The organism is Opitutus sp. ER46 (assembly GCF_003054705.1).
In the GTDB taxonomy this organism is placed as follows: Bacteria; Verrucomicrobiota; Verrucomicrobiia; order Opitutales; family Opitutaceae; genus ER46.
In genome coordinates, this window is the sequence record NZ_QAYX01000011.1 from 19,916 (window position 1) to 38,763 (window position 18,848).

General features: G+C 67.4%; 12 protein-coding genes. 8 read left to right on the forward strand and 4 right to left on the reverse strand.

Annotated elements, in window-relative coordinates:
• Nucleotides 1-2: 2 nt before the first annotated feature.
• Together DB354_RS00445 and DB354_RS00450 are read right to left on the reverse strand one after the other, a co-directional pair.
• Entirely contained in the window at nt 3-5,423 is a 5,421-nt protein-coding gene (locus tag DB354_RS00445) for a HAMP domain-containing protein (RefSeq protein ID WP_107833462.1), read from the reverse strand.
• 579 nt (nt 5,424-6,002) lie between these two features.
• Nucleotides 6,003-6,554 carry a S24/S26 family peptidase gene (locus DB354_RS00450; RefSeq protein WP_146180047.1) on the reverse strand — a complete coding sequence of 184 codons (552 nt, stop codon included), beginning with the start codon at nt 6,552-6,554 and terminating at the stop codon, nt 6,003-6,005.
• 591 nt (nt 6,555-7,145) lie between these two features.
• Here DB354_RS00450 and DB354_RS00455 point away from each other — a divergent pair.
• The 7 genes from DB354_RS00455 (at nt 7,146) to DB354_RS00485 (ending at nt 15,127) form a co-directional block, all read left to right on the forward strand.
• The gene (locus DB354_RS00455) at nt 7,146-7,874 is read left to right on the forward strand and encodes an alpha/beta hydrolase-fold protein (protein WP_233256509.1); all 729 of its coding nucleotides are present in this window, start codon (nt 7,146-7,148) and stop codon (nt 7,872-7,874) included.
• Nucleotides 7,875-7,964: 90 nt separating this feature from the next.
• Nucleotides 7,965-8,663 carry a hypothetical protein gene (locus tag DB354_RS00460; RefSeq protein ID WP_107833465.1) on the forward strand — a complete coding sequence of 233 codons (699 nt, stop codon included), beginning with the start codon at nt 7,965-7,967 and terminating at the stop codon, nt 8,661-8,663.
• 26 nt (nt 8,664-8,689) lie between these two features.
• On the forward strand, nt 8,690-10,072 hold the full coding sequence (gene mgtE, locus DB354_RS00465) for a magnesium transporter (protein WP_107833466.1): 1,383 nt from the start codon (nt 8,690-8,692) through the stop codon (nt 10,070-10,072).
• Nucleotides 10,073-10,156: 84 nt separating this feature from the next.
• A complete protein-coding gene (locus DB354_RS00470) occupies nt 10,157-10,789 on the forward strand; it encodes a hypothetical protein (protein WP_107833467.1) in 633 nt (210 codons plus the stop codon).
• A 143-nt stretch (nt 10,790-10,932) separates the two neighbouring features.
• Entirely contained in the window at nt 10,933-12,783 is a 1,851-nt protein-coding gene (locus tag DB354_RS00475) for an ABC transporter ATP-binding protein (protein WP_107833468.1), read from the forward strand.
• Nucleotides 12,784-12,789: 6 nt separating this feature from the next.
• Nucleotides 12,790-14,658 (forward strand): ABC transporter ATP-binding protein, encoded by a 1,869-nt coding sequence (locus DB354_RS00480; RefSeq protein WP_107833469.1) that lies wholly within the window; start codon nt 12,790-12,792, stop codon nt 14,656-14,658.
• A gap of 199 nt (nt 14,659-14,857) precedes the next feature.
• Nucleotides 14,858-15,127: an SWIB/MDM2 domain-containing protein gene (locus DB354_RS00485; RefSeq protein WP_107833470.1), complete on the forward strand. Its 270-nt coding sequence runs from the start codon at nt 14,858-14,860 to the stop codon at nt 15,125-15,127.
• A gap of 71 nt (nt 15,128-15,198) precedes the next feature.
• Here the strand turns inward: DB354_RS00485 and DB354_RS00490 are convergent, their stop codons facing one another.
• Both DB354_RS00490 and DB354_RS00495 read right to left on the reverse strand, forming a co-directional pair.
• Complete coding sequence (locus tag DB354_RS00490; protein WP_107833471.1) at nt 15,199-16,392, reverse strand: hypothetical protein; 1,194 nt, start codon at nt 16,390-16,392, stop codon at nt 15,199-15,201.
• 6 nt (nt 16,393-16,398) lie between these two features.
• Nucleotides 16,399-17,658 (reverse strand): hypothetical protein, encoded by a 1,260-nt coding sequence (locus DB354_RS00495; protein ID WP_107833472.1) that lies wholly within the window; start codon nt 17,656-17,658, stop codon nt 16,399-16,401.
• Nucleotides 17,659-17,822: 164 nt separating this feature from the next.
• Between DB354_RS00495 and DB354_RS00500 the strand changes: the two genes are divergently transcribed.
• On the forward strand, nt 17,823-18,803 hold the full coding sequence (locus tag DB354_RS00500) for a DMT family transporter (protein ID WP_107833473.1): 981 nt from the start codon (nt 17,823-17,825) through the stop codon (nt 18,801-18,803).
• Nucleotides 18,804-18,848 lie beyond the last annotated feature (45 nt).

The following is an 18,848-nucleotide window of genomic DNA, read 5'->3' on the forward strand; positions in this document are numbered from 1 at the left end:
GATCAGCGGTGCAGCCAGATGCGCAGCAGCGAGAGCAGGTGCTCGGTGTCCACCGGCTTCGCGATGTAGTCCGACGCGCCCGCCTCGATGCACTTCTCCTTGTCGCCCTTCATCGCTTTGGCGGTGAGCGCGAGGATCGGCAGCTCCCGGTAGCGGTCGTTCGCCCGGATCCGGCGCATCGTCTCATAGCCGTCCATGTCCGGCATCATGATGTCCATTAGCACGACGTCGAAGGGCGGCTCCGACTCGAGCAGCGCGAGGGCGTCGCGGCCGTTCTCGGCGGGGGTGATGGCCATCTCGTAGCGCTCGAGGAAGCTCGTCATCGCGAAGATGTTTCGGATGTCGTCGTCGACGATCAGCGCGCGCTTGCCGGCGAGGATGTCGCCGTTGCGGTGGAGGCTCTCGACCAACCGCCGCTTGTCCGGCGGTAGCTTGCCGACGTTGCGGTGGAGGAAGAGGGCGGTCTCGTCGAACAGCCGCTCGGGCGACTGCACGTCCTTGAGGATCACGGTGCGCGCGAGCCGGCGCATCTCCTCGGCCTCCTCCTTCGGGATCTCGCGACCGGTGTGCACCACGATCGGCAGCGACTCGTAGCCCGCCGCGCGGACCTCCTCGATGAAGCGGGTGCCTGGCATGTCGGGCAGCCCGAGGTCGAGCACGATGCAATCGAAGGTCTGCGCGCGCAGCGCCGCGAGGCCTTCCTCGCCTGTCGCCACCGCGTACGTCTTCACGTCGGAGTTGCCGATGAGCTCGATCGTGCTGTTGCGCTGCACCTCGTTGTCCTCGACCAGCAGCAGGTTCTTCACCGGGCGCTCGATGAAGCCGCGCAGGTTGCCAAACAGCGCGCCGAGCTGGTCGGCCGCCATCGGCTTGGACACGTGCGCGAGCGCCCCATGGCGCAGCCCGGTGTCGTCGCGTTCGAGGGCGGAGACGATCATCACCGGGATGTGCCGCGTGCTGGAGTCGTCCTTGAGCCGGTACAGGACCCGCCGGCCGTCGATGTCCGGCAGCATCAGGTCGAGCGTGATCGCGGAGAACGGAGTCTTCTGCGCGAGCTGCAGGGCATCGCTGCCGCGCGTGGCGACCACGCCCTTGAAGCCGTGGGTACGCGCGCAATCGAGCACCTGCGCCGCGAAGGCGGGGTCGTCCTCGACGATCAGCACCGACAGGTCGTCGGGGCCGATCTGCTCGCGGTCGTCCAGGATGGCAGGCGCCTCCGTGGTGACCGGCGGGACCGGCCGCGAGACGCGCTGCACGTGGCCCGGCGCCGGCTGCACGATCGGCGAGGGGGTTTCGACGCGCTCGGAGCTGCCGATGATGGCGGGCAGGAACAACGTGAACGTGCTGCCCTCGCCGGGCGTGCTGACGAGTTGGATTTCGCCACCGAGCAGCCGCGCGATCTCGCGGCTGATCGAGAGGCCCAGGCCGGTGCCGCCGTACTTGCGGTTGGTCGAGCCGTCGGCCTGCTGGAAGGCCTCGAAGATGATCTGCTGCTTGTCGGCCGGGATGCCGATGCCGGTGTCGCTGACCCGGAAGGCGACGACCTCCGGGGCGGAGCCGAGCGTCACGTGGTCGGTGCTCCAGCCCGTGGTCGCCGGCTCGATCGTGAGGGTGACGCGACCACGCTCGGTGAACTTGAACGCGTTCGAGAGGAGATTCTTCAGGATCTGCTGGAGGCGCTTCGCGTCAGTGCGGACCGTGCGGGGCAGCTTCGGGTTGAGGACCACAAAGTACTCCAGCTTCTTGTGGTCGGAAATCGGCTCGAAGGTGCGCTCGACGTAATCCTTGAGATCCTGCAGGCGCAGGTCGCTGACCTCGACGGACACCGTGCCCGACTCGATCTTGGCAAGGTCGAGGATGTCGTTGATGAGGCGCAGGAGGTCCTGGCCGGAGGAGTGGATGGTCTTGGCGAACTCGACCTGCTTCGGCTGCAGGTTGCCGTCCTTGTTGGCGCAGAGCTGATCGGAGAGGATGAGCAGCGAGTTGAGCGGCGTGCGCAGCTCGTGCGACATGTTGGCGAGAAATTCAGACTTGTACTTCGAGGTGAGCGCGAGCTGCGCGGCCTTTTCCTCGAGCGCCTGGCGGGCCTGCTCGACCTCCATGTTCTTCTTTTCCACCTCGACGTTCTGCTCGGCGAGCAGCTTGGCCTTGTCCTCGAGCTCGAGGTTGGTCTTCTGCAGCTCCTCCTGCTGCGCCTGCAGTTCGCGGGCGAGCGACTGCGACTGCTTGAGGAGGTCCTCAGTGCGCATGTTCGCCTCGATCGTGTTGAGCACGATGCCGATCGATTCAGTGAGCTGGTCGAGGAAGATGAGGTGCGTCGGTGAGAAGCTCTCGAACGAGGCCAGCTCGATCACGGCCTTCACCTGGCCCTCGAAGAGCACCGGCAGGACGATCAGGTTGAGCGGGTTGGCTTCGCCCAGGCCGGAGCTGATCTGGACGTAGTCGCTCGGCACCTTGGTCAGCAGGATGCGCTCCTTCTCCAGCGCCGCCTGGCCGACCAAGGTTTCGCCGAGCTTGAGGTCATGGGACGTGTGCTTGCGGGCGCGGAACGCGTAGCTGGCCAGCAGGTGCAGGCGCGGCTCCTCGCCCGTGTTGATCATCGTGTAGAACACGCCGTGCTGCGCGCCGACGACCGGCGCCAGCTCGGAGAGGATCAGCTTGCCGACGGTGAGGAGGTCCTTCTGGCCCTGCAGCATCCGCGAGAACTTCGCCAGGTTGGTCTTCAGCCAGTCCTGCTCGTTGTTCTTGATGGTCGTATCCTTCAGGTTGCGGATCATCTCGTTGATCGTGTCCTTCAGCGCCGCGACTTCGCCGGACGCCTCGACCTTGATCGAACGGGTGAGATCACCCTTGGTCACCGCCGTCGCCACCTCCGCGATCGCGCGCACCTGCGTGGTGAGGTTGGCGGCGAGCTGATTGACGTTGTCGGTGAGATCCTTCCACGTGCCGGACGCGCCGGGCACCTTGGCCTGGCCGCCGAGCTTGCCGTCGACGCCGACCTCGCGGGCGACGGTGGTGACCTGCTCCGCAAAGGTCGCGAGGGTGTCGATCATGTTGTTGATCGTGTCCGCCAGCTCGGCGATCTCGCCCTTGGCCTCGAAGGACAGCTTGCGCTTGAGGTCGCCGTTCGCCACCGCCGTCACCACTTTCGCGATACCGCGCACCTGCGAGGTCAGGTTCGAGGCCATCGAATTCACGTTGTCGGTCAGGTCCTTCCAGGTGCCGGAGACGCCGCGCACGACGGCCTGGCCGCCGAGCTTGCCCTCGGTGCCGACTTCGCGCGCCACGCGCGTCACCTCCGACGCGAACGAGTTCAGCTGGTCCACCATCGTGTTGATGGTGTTCTTCAGCTCCAGTATCTCACCCTTCACATCGACCGTGATCTTCTTGGAGAGATCGCCGTTCGCCACCGCCGTCGTCACCGCCGCGATGTTGCGCACCTGCGAGGTCAGGTTGCCGGCCATGAAATTCACGTTGTCGGTCAGGTCCTTCCACACGCCCGACACGCCGCGCACGTCCGCCTGGCCGCCCAACTTGCCCTCGGTGCCAACCTCGCGCGCCACGCGCGTCACCTCCGACGCGAACGAGTTCAGCTGCACGACCATGGTGTTGATCGTGTCCTTCAGCTCGAGGATCTCGCCGCGGACGTCGACCGTGATCTTCTTCGTCAGGTCGCCCGTCGCGACCGCGGTCGTCACCGCCGCGATGTTGCGCACCTGGGCGGTGAGATTGCCCGCCATCGAGTTCACCGAGTCGGTGAGGTCCTTCCACGTGCCGGAGACGCCGCGCACGTCCGCCTGGCCGCCCAACTTGCCCTCGGTGCCGACCTCGCGCGCCACGCGCGTCACCTCTGATGCGAACGAGTTCAGCTGGTCCACCATCGTGTTGACGGTGTTCTTCAGCTCCAGGATCTCGCCCTTCACGTCGACCGTGATCTTCTTCGAGAGGTCGCCCGCGGCGACGGCCTTGGTGACGTCGGCGATGTTACGCACCTGGTTCGTCAGGTTCGCCGCCATGAAATTCACGTTGTCGGTCAAGTCCTTCCACACGCCCGACACGCCGCGCACGTCCGCCTGGCCGCCGAGCTTGCCTTCGGTGCCGACCTCGCGCGCCACGCGCGTCACCTCGGCCGCGAATGACGAGAGCTGGTCGACCATCGTGTTGATGGTGTTCTTCAGCTCCAGGATCTCGCCGCGCACCTCGACGGTGATCTTCTTCGTGAGGTCGCCGTTCGCCACCGCCGTCGTCACCGCCGCGATGTTGCGCACCTGGCCGGTGAGATTGCCGGCCATGAAATTTACGTTGTCGGTCAGGTCCTTCCACACGCCCGACACGCCGCGCACGTCCGCCTGGCCGCCCAGCTTGCCTTCGGTGCCGACCTCGCGCGCCACGCGCGTCACCTCGGCCGCGAATGACGAGAGCTGGTCGACCATCGTGTTGATGGTGTTCTTCAGCTCCAGGATCTCGCCGCGCACCTCGACGGTGATCTTCTTCGTGAGGTCGCCGTTCGCCACCGCCGTCGTCACCGCCGCGATGTTGCGCACCTGGCCGGTGAGATTGCCGGCCATGAAGTTCACGTTGTCGGTCAGGTCCTTCCACGTGCCCGCGACGCCACGCACGTCGGCCTGGCCGCCCAGCTTGCCTTCGGTGCCGACCTCGCGCGCCACGCGTGTCACCTCCGACGCGAACGAGTTCAGCTGGTCCACCATCGTGTTGACGGTGTTCTTCAGCTCCAGGATCTCGCCCTTCACGTCGACCGTGATCTTCTTGGTGAGGTCGCCGTTGGCGACGGCGGTGGTAACCGCGGCGATGTTACGCACCTGGGCCGTGAGGTTGCCAGCCATGGAGTTCACCGAGTCGGTGAGGTCCTTCCACGTGCCCGCGACACCCGGCACCTGAGCCTGGCCGCCCAGCTTGCCCTCGGTGCCGACCTCGCGCGCCACGCGCGTCACCTCCGACGCGAACGACGAGAGCTGGTCGACCATCGTGTTCACCGTGCGCGCAATGCGCAGGAACTCGCCCTCGAGCGGACGCCCCTGGATCTCCAGCGCCACGCTCTGCGAGAGGTCGCCCTTGGCGACGGCGCCGATCACGCGCGCCATCTCGGAGGTCGGGTGCACGAGGTCGTTGATCAGCGAATTGACCGAAACCACCGCCTCCTGCCACGCCCCCGATACCTTGCCAATGCTGGCGCGCTGCGAGATCTGGCCCTGCTTGCCGACCGCCTGGCTGATCCGTTCGAGCTCGTCCGCGAGCCGGCGGTTGATCTCCACCAACTCATTGAACTCATCCGCGATCTGGCCGTCCGGCCCCGTGAGGCCCGTCGGCATGCGCACCGAAAAGTCACCTTTGCGCAGACTGGACAGCGCGTTCGCCAGCTGACGTTTGTCGAGTCGGCTCGGCAGGGCGATAAGGGAAACCATACAAGGGAAGGGACTGTGGCGGTGCTGGGAAGAGAGAGCGGACCGGCCGACGCACGGGGTGTGGGATCCGTGGGTGGGACTCTCGGCCGGTCCGGCATGGGAACTGACGCCTCCGTTAGCGGCCCAGAACCAAGTCCCGGCTCCGCGCAACGGGAAGGCATTTGTGCTCCGAAAACTCCCGGAGTTAGCGCCGGGAAGTTCGGGTCCACCCACCGGAGAATTTCCGATCGGAACGATTTGATTCCGCCTAACCGCGGATGCGGCCTCGGCCAGTCGTGAGGCCGATGCCGGGCGCGACGGATTCGACCCGGTGTCCGCCGGGAGCGCGAGGGACCGATTGCGGCCGCCTCAGCCTCAGCCCGCCTCGATCTCAAGCGTCGCCCGCGGCGCACCCACCGCTCCCGTCCCCGATCGTAGCCGGCGGCGGCGATGGCCGCCGGCAGGGATATGCGGCGGCCACGAGCGCTGTTCCTTTCGCATGGCGTCTGCGGCGCAATTCGCCCGGGCCGAATCAATCCAAAAACAAACCGCGGGCGACTCGCGCCCGCGGTCCATACCACACAGTTTAGCCCCGAAGAATCAGGATTGGCCGGCCGGCAGCCGGCCCTTGGCGATCAGTTGCTTCGCCAGCATGGTGCGAAATTCGGAAGGCATCTCCGAGTAGGCTCCGACGATCACGCCCACGAGGTTGTTGGCGGTCACGAGATCGTCGTCCTCTTCGTCGTTGTTCACGCCCTGCGCGATCCAACCCTTCGGCAAATCACCCGTAAGCGAGTGGCAAACCATGTTGCCGCGGCGGCTGACGTACACGACCGTCATGCCTTTGCGCAGGTCGCTGAACTTGATCGGCGCCACGACGATGGCGGTGCGCGAGGAGTAAAGTGGCGCCATCGACTCGCCCACGCCCCACATCGCTTCGGCCCCGGGAATAGACGCGGCGGCGTGTTCGGCAGCCCGAATCTGCTCGCCTGTCGCCACGATGGTCGACGCCGGTGTGTGCTTGAGAATCGCGGCCAGCGTACGCTCGGACTTGATACCGGCTTGGGCGCTGAGCCCCGCGAAGATTGCGACCACGAACGCCAACCCGCGGATGAGGCGGTTCAGACTGGCGACTCGTGGCGTTGAAAGCATGGCCAGAGGGTAGCCTCAGGCCGGGGTTTCCAGTATTCGTCCACTCACGCAAGTACGCGTACGGGAACCCGTTGAGGGTTTGCCCCCAAACGCCTAGGGTCTCTCCCGGTCCGCTGTTTCCACCGCCTCGGCCAGCCGGGGTACGTACCTGATGCAGGAAAATGGCTACAGCTGTCGCAAGTGGCCGGCAGCCAAGGAGCGGAGGGTATTTCCGGCGGCGTGCCTCCCCGCTCGGTCCGTGGAACTACCTAGGGCATTCTCCTCCCCGCGGCCGGGGGCCAGACTGGGGCGCCGGCCGGGAATTGCCGGGCAAACTACGGGAACTCCCGCAGGCCCGCCGCTCCCGCGCTCACCCAACGATGCCAGGGTCCCCGCCGCGGCTGCGCTTCCCAGCGGCGGCACCTCCCCGAAGCTCGGTGCGACCGACCACGGGGTAAACTCATCCATCTGATTGCTCCATTTGCCTCTCCACCGACTGTCCCCTCCACCTCTGAATTGTCGTCCCCTAATCATGCCGTCGCCAGACGGGTACTCCCGATGAACCGGCATTCCTGAATTTCGAAACCGAAAAACCATGCCATGGTGAGCCGCATGCCCGCCCCGGCCTTCTCCCTGCCCTCGCCACAAACCGGCACGACCTACCCGATCCACGTGCACGCGCCCGACCCATCGGTCGGTGCCGTTCCCGCGGTCCTGTTCATGGACGGCGACGATCAGTTTCCTGCCGCCGTCGAGGCCTATCGGGCGGGCCGCACCGCGGGTGATTTTCCGCCCCTGCTCCTCGCGGGCGTGGGTTACGGCGCGAGCTACACGCGTCCGGGCAACCGCCGCGTGCGGGACTACACGCCCACCCGTCTGGCGACCGAGCCGGAGAGCGGCGGGGCCGACGCCTTCCTCGCGTTTCTCGCCGATACGCTGTGGCCCGAGCTCACCCGGCGCTACGCCATCGCGCCCGGCCATGCCGGCATCGCGGGGCATTCGCTGGGATCGCTCGTTGCAGTCCACGCGTTGTTCCGGCCGCGACCGTTCTTCGACCGCGTGCTCGCGAGCGCCCCTTCGCTGTGGTGGGACGAACGCGCCGTGTTGGGGAGCGTGGCGGCACGACAGCGCGCCGGCTCGCCCCTGCGGGCCCGGCTGCATCTCTCAGCCGGCGCCGAGGACACCGAGTCGATGGCGACCGATCTCGCGTTGCTGGAGCGCCAGCTTGCCGCCACGCCGCTGCCGGAGCTCGTGGTGATCTCGGCCCGCTTTGCCGGCCGCGACCATTACAACGTGCTGCCCGACGCCTTCCGCGCCGGGTTGCGTGCGCTCTACGCCTGAGCGCCCAACAGCGGTCACCACCGGGGACCGCCCGCCACGGCCGATTTCCGCTGGCGCGGGTGCCCACCTCCGGCGAAGCTCGGCGATTTCATGCCGACGTCCTTCAACCCTGCCGAAGCGCCCTGGCGCGCGGGCCTGCGTGGCGCCCGCGCCAATCTTGCGCCCGGCCTCGTGTTGCAGCTGCTCGCGCTGCTGATCGTGGTGGCGTACTACCAGCACGCCCCCTCGCAACGCGCGATCAACGCCCTCGCGCATCTGCATGAGCGCGCTGGCGTGATGTTCGGCATCGTGTCGACCGGACTCTGCGGCGGCGTGATCCCTTTCCTCTACCTGCGGTGCCGGCGCGCCACGCGCGATCGTTTCACCCTGGCCGGCGGCGCCACCCTCATCGCATTCTGGGCCTACAAGGGCCTCGAGGTCGACCTCTGGTACCGGTTCCTGGCGTTCGTCGTCGGCAGCGGCAACGAGGTCGGCACCGTGGTCACGAAGATGGCGCTCGACCAGTTCGTGTACTGCCCAGTCTTCGCCGTGCCGGTCACCGTCGTGGTGTACGAGTGGATCGAGACCCGCTTCCGGGGCACGGTGCTGCTCGCCGACATGCGGCAGGGCCAGTGGTACCGCCGCCGCGTCCTCCCGGTCCTCCTCTCGAACCTGGGCGTCTGGGTCCCCGCGGTCTGCATCATCTACGCGCTGCCGACGCCGCTGCAGCTCCCGCTGCAGAACCTGGTGCTCTGCTTCTTCACCCTGCTGCTGGCCACGATCTCCGCCCGCCCCACCGCGCGCCGGTGAGTCACCGCTTCCCGCCCCTGTTCCCCATGCCCAACCACGCCCACGTGCGCGCCGAAATCGGCGCGCTGATTGATCGCAACGATCTGGTCGGCCTCAAGAAGTACACGGCGCACTGGCTCGCCAAGGACCTCGCGCCGATCCTCGCCGAGCTCACGCTCAGCCAACTCGCCACGCTGTTCCGGGCCGGCTCCCAGGAACTCGCCGCCACCACCTTCGCCCACCTGGCCGTGGCCGACCAGCGCAAGCTCCTCCGCCTCCTCAGCCAGGAGCAGGCCGCCGCGCTGCTCAACGCGCTGTCACCCGACGACCGCACCGCCTTCCTCGACGAGCTGCCGCTCGAGCTCGCCATGCAGATGCTCGGGATGCTCGATCCCGACGAGCGCAAGGTTGCGAAGGCCCTCCTCGCCTACCCGGAGCACAGCGTGGGCCGGATGATGACGCTGGATTTCGTGACCGCGCGACCGGAATGGACGGTCCGCCAGTCGCTCGATTACGTGCGCGAACACGGCTACGACCGCGAGACGCTCAACATCATCTTCGTCGTGGACGCCGAGGGCCACTTGGTCGACGACCTGCGAGTGCGGCGGCTCCTCCTTGCGCCGCTGGATGCCCAGGTGAGCACGCTCCTCGACGGCAACTACACGACGCTGGAGCCGACGGCCGACCGGGAGACGGCCCTGATGCTGTTCAAGAAGTACGACCGCGTCGCGCTGCCCGTGGTCGACGGCACCCGCAAACCGATTGGCATCATCACGGTCGACGACATGCTCGACGTGGCGGAGGCGGAGGCGACCGAGGACATCCAGAAGCTCGGCGGCACCGAAGCCCTCGAGGAACCCTACACGACGATCGCGCTCTCCCGGATGGTGCGGAAACGCGCAAGCTGGCTGGTGGTGCTGTTTCTCGGCGAGATGCTCACTGCGACCGCGATGAGTTACTTCGAGGACGAGATCGCGCGGGCTGTCGTGCTGGCCCTTTTCGTACCCTTGATCATCAGCTCCGGCGGCAACGCCGGCTCGCAGGCGGCGACCCTGGTCATCCGCGCCCTCGCACTCGGGGAATTCAAGCTGCGCGACTGGTGGCGGGTCATGCGGCGCGAACTCGCCGCCGGCACGATGCTGGGTCTCATCCTCGGGGCGATCGGCTTTCTGCGCATCGCCGTGTGGTCCCAGTTCACGAACATTTACGGCCCGCACTGGCTGCTCGTCGCCTCCACCGTGGGGCTGACGCTCGTGGGCATCGTGCTCTGGGGCTCGCTCATCGGCTCGATGCTGCCGCTGGGCCTGAAGCGACTCGGGCTGGATCCGGCCACTTCGAGCGCGCCGTTTGTCGCCACGCTCGTCGACGTGACCGGCCTCGTGATCTACTTCACCACCGCGTACGCCGTGCTGCACGGAACGTTGCTGTAACGGCCGGGGTCCATCCTGCGTCGTTCCGCCTGCCGCCCGTCACTTGACGCGCCGGGCGCCCAACCTATTAGTCACCGTCTCGCCATGCCGATTTCGACCCCGTTCCTCCGCCGGTTGACCCTGCTCCTCACCTGCACTGGAGCAATCGCGGCTGCGCAGGCGGAGTTGATCAAGGTATCCCCGTTTCTGCCCTCGGCCTCGGCGGCAAACGCCCCCGCCGCCAACACGCCGGTCGAGTTCCGCGGCGTCACGACCATCGGCAACGTGCGCCAGTACCGCATCATCAAGACCATCCAGCCCTCGCGCACCGTGGGCGCCTGGCTGAAGGTCGGCGAACGCGATGCCAGCCTCGATGTCACCGTCAAGGGGGACGACAAGGATCGCGAGACCATCACGGTCGAGCATGCCGGACAGACGTTAACGCTGCCCTTGAAGGTGACCAAGGTTTCCTCTTCCGGCGCGGCGGTGACGGCCATTCCGCCGCCGCCGACCGGCGCGCCTAACGTGCTTCCGCAGGTGATCAGCACCGTGCGGCTGAATCCGACGGCGGAGTCGGAGTCCAAGCGCCTCGAAGCCGTCGCCGCCGAGGTGGCCCGCCGTCGCGCCTTGCGCGAGCAGGCTGCGCAGACGCAGGGGCAGATGCAGCCGGGCGCGATGCCGGCGGCCCCCACCCGGCAGGACCTGCAGGACCTGCGGCAGCGCGGTCGCAACCGCTGACCGCGCTGGCCCGCCCGACACGGGCGGACCCGGGGCGTTCACCTGCCCGCGGGACTGAGGTCGTTGCTCGTCAGCGCCCGAGGCACGCCCCGCCCGAGGTTTTTCGTGCGCCCGCGAAAAACGCGGTTACGTTACGCGTTCCCATGCCCGCCCGTTCCACCACGACCATCGCGCCGCCTTCGAACTGGGCGCTGGTGCGCCGCCTGTTCGGGCTCGCCTGGCGTTATCGCGGACACTGCGTGCAGGTGCTGGTGATTCAGCTTGTGCTGCTCACCCTCGGCATCGTCGGCCTGAGTTTCACCGGCCTCGGCATCGACTACATCCGCCACAAGGTGCAGGACGTGCCGCTCGGGCCGAACCGGCTGCACTTGTCACTGCCCGAGGACTGGCCGGCGTTTCGAGTGCTCCTGCTGCTGGCGGGCCTGATCCTGGCGCTGGCGCTCTGCCGCGCGGTGCTGAACTACGTTTATGCGGTGTCGGTCAACCGGCTGGTGCAGCAGAAGCTCGTCGTCGACCTGCGCGCCGAGGTATACGACAAGCTCCAGCGCCTGAGCTTCCGGTTCTTCGACGCCAACACCACCGGCTCGATCATCACGCGGATCACGAGCGACGTGCAGGCCGTCCGGATGTTCGTCGACCAGGTGCTGATCCAAAGCGTGATCATGGGCGTGTCGCTGACGGTCTACGTCATCTACATGATCGGCCTCAGCCCCGGCCTCACGATCGCCTGCCTCGCCACCACCCCGCTGCTCTGGCTGATGTCGGCCTGGTTCTCGCGCCAGGTGCAGCCCCAGATGGCGCACAACCGCACACTCGTGGAACGCATGGTGCAGGTGCTTTCCGAGAGCATCCAGGGCGTGGGCGTCACGAAGGCGTTCGGCCGCGAGGCCGAGCGGCGCGAGGTGTTCGACCAGGCGAACCGCGCCTGCCTGGAACAGCAGCACGCGATCTTCTGGCGCATGAGCCTGTTCTCCCCGGCCGTCGGCTTTCTCACCCGCATCAACATGATGGTGCTGCTGGGCTACGGCGGCTGGCTCGTCGCCCACGACCAGCTGCCGCTCGGCACCGGTCTCGTCGTGTTCGCCGGCCTCCTGGAGCAGTTCTCCGGGCAGGTGAACAACGTCGCCGCGATTGTGAACAGCGTGCAGCAGTCGCTCATCGGCGCCCGCCGCGTGTTCGAGATCCTCGACGCGCCGATCGAGGTGCGCAACGCCCCGGCCCCCGTCCGCCGGCCCCGGCTGGAGGGCGCGGTCCGCTTCGAGAACGTCTCCTTCGCCTACGACGGCGCCGAGGCCGTCGTGCGCGACATCGACCTCGACGTCCGGCCCGGCCAGTGCGTCGCGATCCTCGGCGCCACCGGCGCCGGCAAGAGCGTCCTGATGAGTCTGATCCCGCGGTTCTACGACCCGACGGCGGGCCGGATCCTCCTCGACGGCGTCGACGCGCGCCAGCTGCACCTCGACGACCTGCGCCGCAACATCGGGCTCGTCTTCCAGGAGAGCTTCCTGTTCTCGAACACGATCGCCGCCAACATCGCCTTCGGCCACCCGGAGGCCACGCGCGAACAGATCGAACGCGCGGCCCGGATTGCCGCCGCCCACGAGTTCATCCAGCGCCTGCCGCAGGGCTACGACACCATCCTCGGCGAGAGCGGCAACAGCCTATCCGGGGGCCAGCGGCAGCGACTCGCCATCGCCCGCGCCGTCCTGCTCGAACCCGCCATCCTGCTGCTCGACGATCCCACCGCGGCGATCGACAGCGCGACCGAGCACGAGATCTTCGAGGCGCTCGACCGCGCCATCGCCGGCCGCACCACGTTCATCGTCGCGCACCGCCTGAGCACGCTGCGGCGGGCCGACTTCATCATCGTCCTCGCGGACGGCCGGATCGTGCAGCGCGGCACGCACGAGCAGCTCATGCGCGAACCGGGCCCGTACCTCCACGTGGCCAACCTGCAGCTCGTCGACAGCCGCGAACTGCAGCGCCCGAACTGATCCGCCATGACCACGCCGCCCGAACGCTCCACCCCGCGCGTGCCCGAAATCCGGGACGTCGGCCTCGTGCGCCGCGTGCGCGACGAGGACGACGACGAGGAGCAGTTTCGCCCGCTCGAGTGGGGGCTCATCCGGCGGCTCTTCGGCTACACCGCGCCGGTGCGGCGCAAGCGCACCGCCCTCTTCGTCCTCACCCTGCTGCGATCCGCGCAACTGCCCGCGCTCGTGTGGGCGTCGGCCACGATCATCTCCGGCCCGATTGCCCATCGCGACCTCGGGAGGCTGCCCTGGGTGGTCCTGGGTTACGGCGTCCTGGCGCTCGTGACCGACGTGATGTTCCACTGGCGGCAACGCTACGCGCTCGAGATCGGCGAGACCGTGGTCAACGGGCTGCGGGCGGATATCTTTCGCCAGACCATCCGGCAGCCGATGAGCTTCTTCCAGCGCGTGAAGCTCGGCCGGATCATCAGCCGCGTCACCAGCGACGTGGAGGCGCTGCGGGTCGGCATCCAGGACGTGCTCTTCGTCAGCGCGATCCAACTCGGCCAGATGCTGTTCACCGCGATCGTCATGCTGCAGTGCGACTGGGTACTGTTCCTCGTCGTGCTCGGACTCGCGCCGGTCCTGTGGAGCGTGAACCGCCGCTTCCGCGTCCGCCTGAGCCACCTCACCCGCGCCTCGCAGGAGAGTTTCAGCCGCGTGACCGCGACGCTGGCCGAATCGGTCAACGGCATCCGCGTCACGCAGGGCTTCGTGCGGCAGGAGACCAACGCGGGCCTGTTCCGCGGACTGCTGGCGGACCACGCGCGCTTCAATGTCGCGCTCGCCCGCACGTCCGCGATCCTCACGCCGCTGCTGGAGCTGAACAGCCAGTTCTTCGTTGCCGTCCTCCTGCTCTTCGGCGGCTGGCGCGTGCTCGACGGTGCCATGCCGCTCGACGCGCTGATCCAGTTTTTTTTCCTCTCCAATTTCTTCTTCTCGCCGATCGCGGTGATCGGGAACCAGTACAACCAGGCGCTCGTGGCGATGGCCGGCGCTGAGCGCGTGTTCCGCCTGATCGATGCGCCGCCGGACTGGCAGGACGATCCCGCCGCCACGGCATTGCCCGACCCGCGGTCGGCCGGCGGCAGCACGGGACTGCGCGTGGAGTTCCGCCAGGTGACATTCGGCTACGATCCCGCGCGGCCCGTCCTGCACGACGTCAGCTTCACCGCGGAGCCCGGCCAGACCATCGCGCTCGTGGGCCACACCGGCAGCGGCAAGAGCTCCATCATCAATCTCGTGGCCAAGTTCTATCTCCCCACCGCGGGCGAGATCCGGCTCGACGGCCGGGAGATCCGCACCCTCACGAGCCACTCGCTGCACCGGCAGATGGGGCTCGTGCCGCAGCAGAACTTTCTCTTCAGCGGCACCGTGGCGGACAACATCCGGCTCGCCCGGCCGGAGGCGACGGACGCCGAGGTGCGGGCGGCCGCGGCCGAACTCGACTGCCTCGACCTCCTCGAGAGCCTGCCCCGCGGGCTCGACACCGAGGTGGGAGAGCGCGGCGCCGGTCTTTCGGTCGGCCAGCGGCAGCTGGTGTGCTTCGCCCGCGCCCTGCTCGCCGACCCGCGGCTGGTGATTCTCGACGAGGCGACCAGCGCGATCGATGCGCTCACCGAGTCCCGGCTGCAGCACGCGCTGACCCGGCTGCTGCGCGGCCGCACCAGCTTGGTCGTGGCGCACCGGCTCAGCACGATCCGGCACGCCGACCTCGTGCTGGTGCTCGACCGCGGGCGTATCATCGAACGCGGTACACACGCGGCGCTCGTCGCCGCGGGCGGCACGTACGCGGCCCTGCACCGGCAGTTCGTGCAGGTCGACGAACGCGCGTGACGGGCCCGCGCGTCACCGCTTTCCGACGGCGCGGGCGCGGCTTCCCGGGCGATCCGCCCTCGGATTCAAGCCCAAAATCACCTCGGAACGTGAGGCATTCCCCCTCGGGATACCTGCAGATTTTCCTATGCAAACCGCACTCCTTCCCTCTAGAAGTGCGATGTTTTAGAGGGAAAACACTCCAAACAAAACAACCATTATGGCTAAGAAATCTGCCCGCAAACCGAACGCCGCGTTCATGAAACCGGTTCAGCCTAACGAGAAGCTCGCCGCTGTCGTTGGTTCGAATCCGCTCCCGCGCACCGAGCTGACCAAGAAGCTCTGGGCGTACATCAAGAAGAACGGTCTGCAGGACAAGAAGGTGAAGACGCAGATCAACGCCGACGACAAGCTGAAGGCCGTCTTCGGTGGCAAGTCGAAGGTCTCGATGTTCGAGATGACCAAGCTGGTCTCGAACAACCTCGAATAAGCGTTTCGCTCCTCTTTCCAGCCGCCGCGGTTTCCGCGGCGGCTTTTTTGTGTCCGGACGCGGCGCGCGACTCAGTGCGTCGCGGCGGGACGGGCCGGCGACATCCGCGGCACGAGGTTCTCGATCCACTGCCCGCCGTAGCGCTTGTACGCGGTGACGCCGCGCTCGCCGCCGAGCAGGGGCGTAACCTTCGTCAGCGCCTCCTGCTGGAGCGCCTGCATCCGCGCCATCATCTCTTCGCGCGAGGTGGCGCCCTTGCCAACTTCCTGGCGCCGCTGCTGGAATTCCTTCTGGATCGCGTACAACTGCCCGGCCGTTTCGGCCGGCAACTCGAGCCGCGCCACCAGCTGGCTGGTCTGCCGGTAGCTGTAGTCCGTCGCCCGCTCGTACTCCGCCGCGCGCTCCGCCCCGAGCGCCAGCTTGATCTGCTCGTTCATCTCGCGCTGGGCGACCTCGCGCTGGCGCGCGGTCTCCGGCGTGAACGCCGCGCGGTCGAGTTCGAGCCGGTCCTCAAAGGCGCGCCGGATTTCGTACACCGCCTTGAACTCCGCCTCCGTCGCATTGAAGACCGACAGCTCAAGGCGCATGCTCTCCGCCGTGCGGCTCGTCGCCAGCTCGTACTGCTGCATCTCGGCCGGGCTGAGAATGGCGGCAATCTTGTCGCGGGCTGCCTTTTCGAGGGCACGCAACTCCTGCTGCCCTCCTGGTCCGACCGTGCCCGCGGCGAACAGATCGCTGCGGCGATCATTGAGTTCGCGCATCACCTCCCGGACCTGCGCCTTCTTTTCCGGCGCCACCCCGCCCAGGCCGCGACTCTCATAGGTCGCCTGCATGCCATCGGCGGCCTCGTCGCCCAACACCGCCCGCAACGCCGCCGCCTCCTCCCGCGCCAGCGCGCGGCGGGCGGCAGTCCGGCGGGGATCGAGTGACGCCACCTTCCAGAACGCCTCGTTTTGGCTTCCCTCGTCCAGGGCTTTCCGGCGCTCGGCAAACTGCGCCTCTATCCTCTGGCGCACGAGCGCGCGGACCACGTGCGGAGGAAAGCCCGCCTCGCGCAGCCGGGTCGCATACTCCGGCAGGTCGTCGCTCTGCAGCGCGGTCCACAGCTCGCCGGGCGAAGGCGCCACCTGGCGCTCCGCCGGCGCGCCGACAGCCGGCGAGGCCGGACCGGCCGCCGGCCCACGCTTGGCTGCCACCAACACGCCCAGGAGGGCGACATTGGCCAGCAACGACACCATCAGGACCAATCGGAAAATGAGTTTCATGGGGATTCAGCGACGGGGGGATTGAATCGAGCGATAGATAACGCCGCCCTCCGGCCGCACCGTCACGGCGGCGCCACCCTTGATGCCATTGAGCCAGCCAAGCGAATTGACGAAACGGGCGCTCACCTTCTCGCCGAGCAATGTCGCATACTGCAGCTGCGCGTTCTGGGCCAGCGCTTGGAGCGCCGCGCGCTTGGCCTCCGCATTGAGCTCCGTATTGGCCCCGATGGCCTGCGACTCCGCCGTGATCTTGTCGCGCAAGGCAAAGGCTTCGTTAGCGGCGCTGAGGGTGCACTCGCCGCTGCTCACCAGCCGGTACAACTGTTGGTATTCGCGATCGTTGGCACGGACGTATTCCGCATAGCGCGCCTCCCCCAACGCCGCCTTCAGCTGTTCGCCCGCCTGGGTCTGCGCCTCCTGCCGCCGCCGGTAGATCTCCGCGTCACCATTCCGGGGATACAGAACGCTCTGCATCGGCGCCAGCACGCCATAGATCGTGCGCAGTTCCGCCTCGGTCGCATCCATGACCGTGAGGGTCGTGCGCAGCTGCGCCACCACTGGGGAGCTCCGCAGCTCAAAGTCCGCGAGCTCCTCGGGCGAAAGCACCGCGGCTAGGTCCGCCTTGCGCTCCCGCTCCAGCAGGGCGAGTCGCGCCTCGTCCTCGGGCAGCGTGATCTGCCCCATCGCCGCCCGCAGCTGTCGCTCCATGTCGCGGTAATCGTCTTCGATCCGCTCGACCATCTCGACCTTGGCCGCCGGCATGTTGCCGAAGCGTCGCCGCTGTGCGGCGTTCACATCGTCGTTGGCCCGCGGCAGCTCCTTCCACAGGCTTCGCTGCAGGGCCGCGCGCTCCCGATAGAGTGACTCCAATTCACCGAGCAACGCTGAACCCGCCATCAGGACGGAGCCTTTCCAGTACTCGGCCGGCCACAGGCGCGCCGATAATGCTTCAAACTGCGGCGCAAACTGCGCGTCCAGCTCGGCGCTTACCACCGCCCGGATCACCTCGTTCGACAGCCCCGCGGCGCGCAGGCGGGTAATCAGCGTGGGCAGGTCCGCCGCGCGCAACTTGTCCCATAACCCGGCCGTCGGCGCCGGGCGCGGCGCTTTCGCCGCCGGGGCCGGTTTGGCGACCGGAGTCGTCGGGGCGAGCCCTATGGCCGCCTGCACCGACTCGGGCGCGAGCGAGGGGCGCAAGGCAATGGCGGTCACGATGCCGGCATTCGCCACGAGCGAGATGCCCAATACCAGGGTCGAGGTTTTCACGGGGTCGGTGATTTCCTAAATTCCAATAAACAAGTCCGTTACACGAAGTCGCTTGCCAGCTGCAATAAAAGACTCGCCCTGCGGCCTACCCATTTCGCGGGCCGGCGCCCGCGCTCAATTCACTTGGCGCAATCCGCCGGCACCGGCAGCGTTCGCGTTTTTGCATGAGTCAGCCCCACGCCAACCAGCGGCAGGTCGCCATCCTGATGCTGCTCCTCGCCAATCTGATGTGGGGGCTGAGCTTCCCTGTGATCAAGACGGTGACGCTGTTGCACGCGAAGCTCCTGCCCGAGGCCAGCACGTGGTTCTCCGCCATCTACACGGTCGCGCCGCGCTTCGCCCTCGCCGTCTTGGTCCTCGCCGTCTGGCATGGGCGCAAACTGCTCCGCACCTCCCGGCTCGAATGGGAACAGGGCGTCACCATGGGCTGCTTCGCCGCCGCCGGCATGCTGCTGCAGAACGACGCCCTCCAGTTTACCGCCGCCAGCACCTCCGCCTTCCTGACCCAGCTCTACGCCGTGCTAATCCCGGTCTGGGTCGCCTTCCATCGCCGCCGCAACCCCGGCCCGCGTGTCTGGATCGCGTGTGTGCTCGTCCTGGCCGGCGTCGCCATTCTCGGGCGCTTCGACTGGCAGGAAATGCGCTTCGGCCGCGGCGAGTGGGAAACCCTGCTCTGCTCGCTGTTCTTCATGGGCCAGATCCTCTGGCTCGAGCGCCCCAAGTACTCCGTCAACGATCCCGCCCGGCTGACCTTCGTCATCTTCGCCACCGAGGCGGTGATCTTCGCGGCGCTGGCTCTCGTCACCATGCCCCACGCCCAAGCTCTCGTGATCCCGTTCTCCTCCCCCACCTGGGTCGGACTCACGCTGGCCCTGACGTTCCTGTGCACGATCGCGGCGTTTTCGCTGATGAACACTTGGCAGCCCAAGATCACCGCCACCGAAGCCGGGCTCATCTACTGCGTCGAACCAATCTTCAGCTCGCTTATGGCCCTGTTCCTGCCGGCCCTGTTCTCCGTCTGGGGCGGGATCGCCTACGCCAACGAAACCGTCACCTGGACGCTCCTCGTCGGCGGCGCGCTGATCACGGTCGCCAACCTCGTCGTGCAGCTTAACCCGCCGCCCAAACCCGTGCCCATTCCCTAGCTGCGGAACCGGTCGCCCCAGGGCTTGACCCGCTTTTTCCGGAAC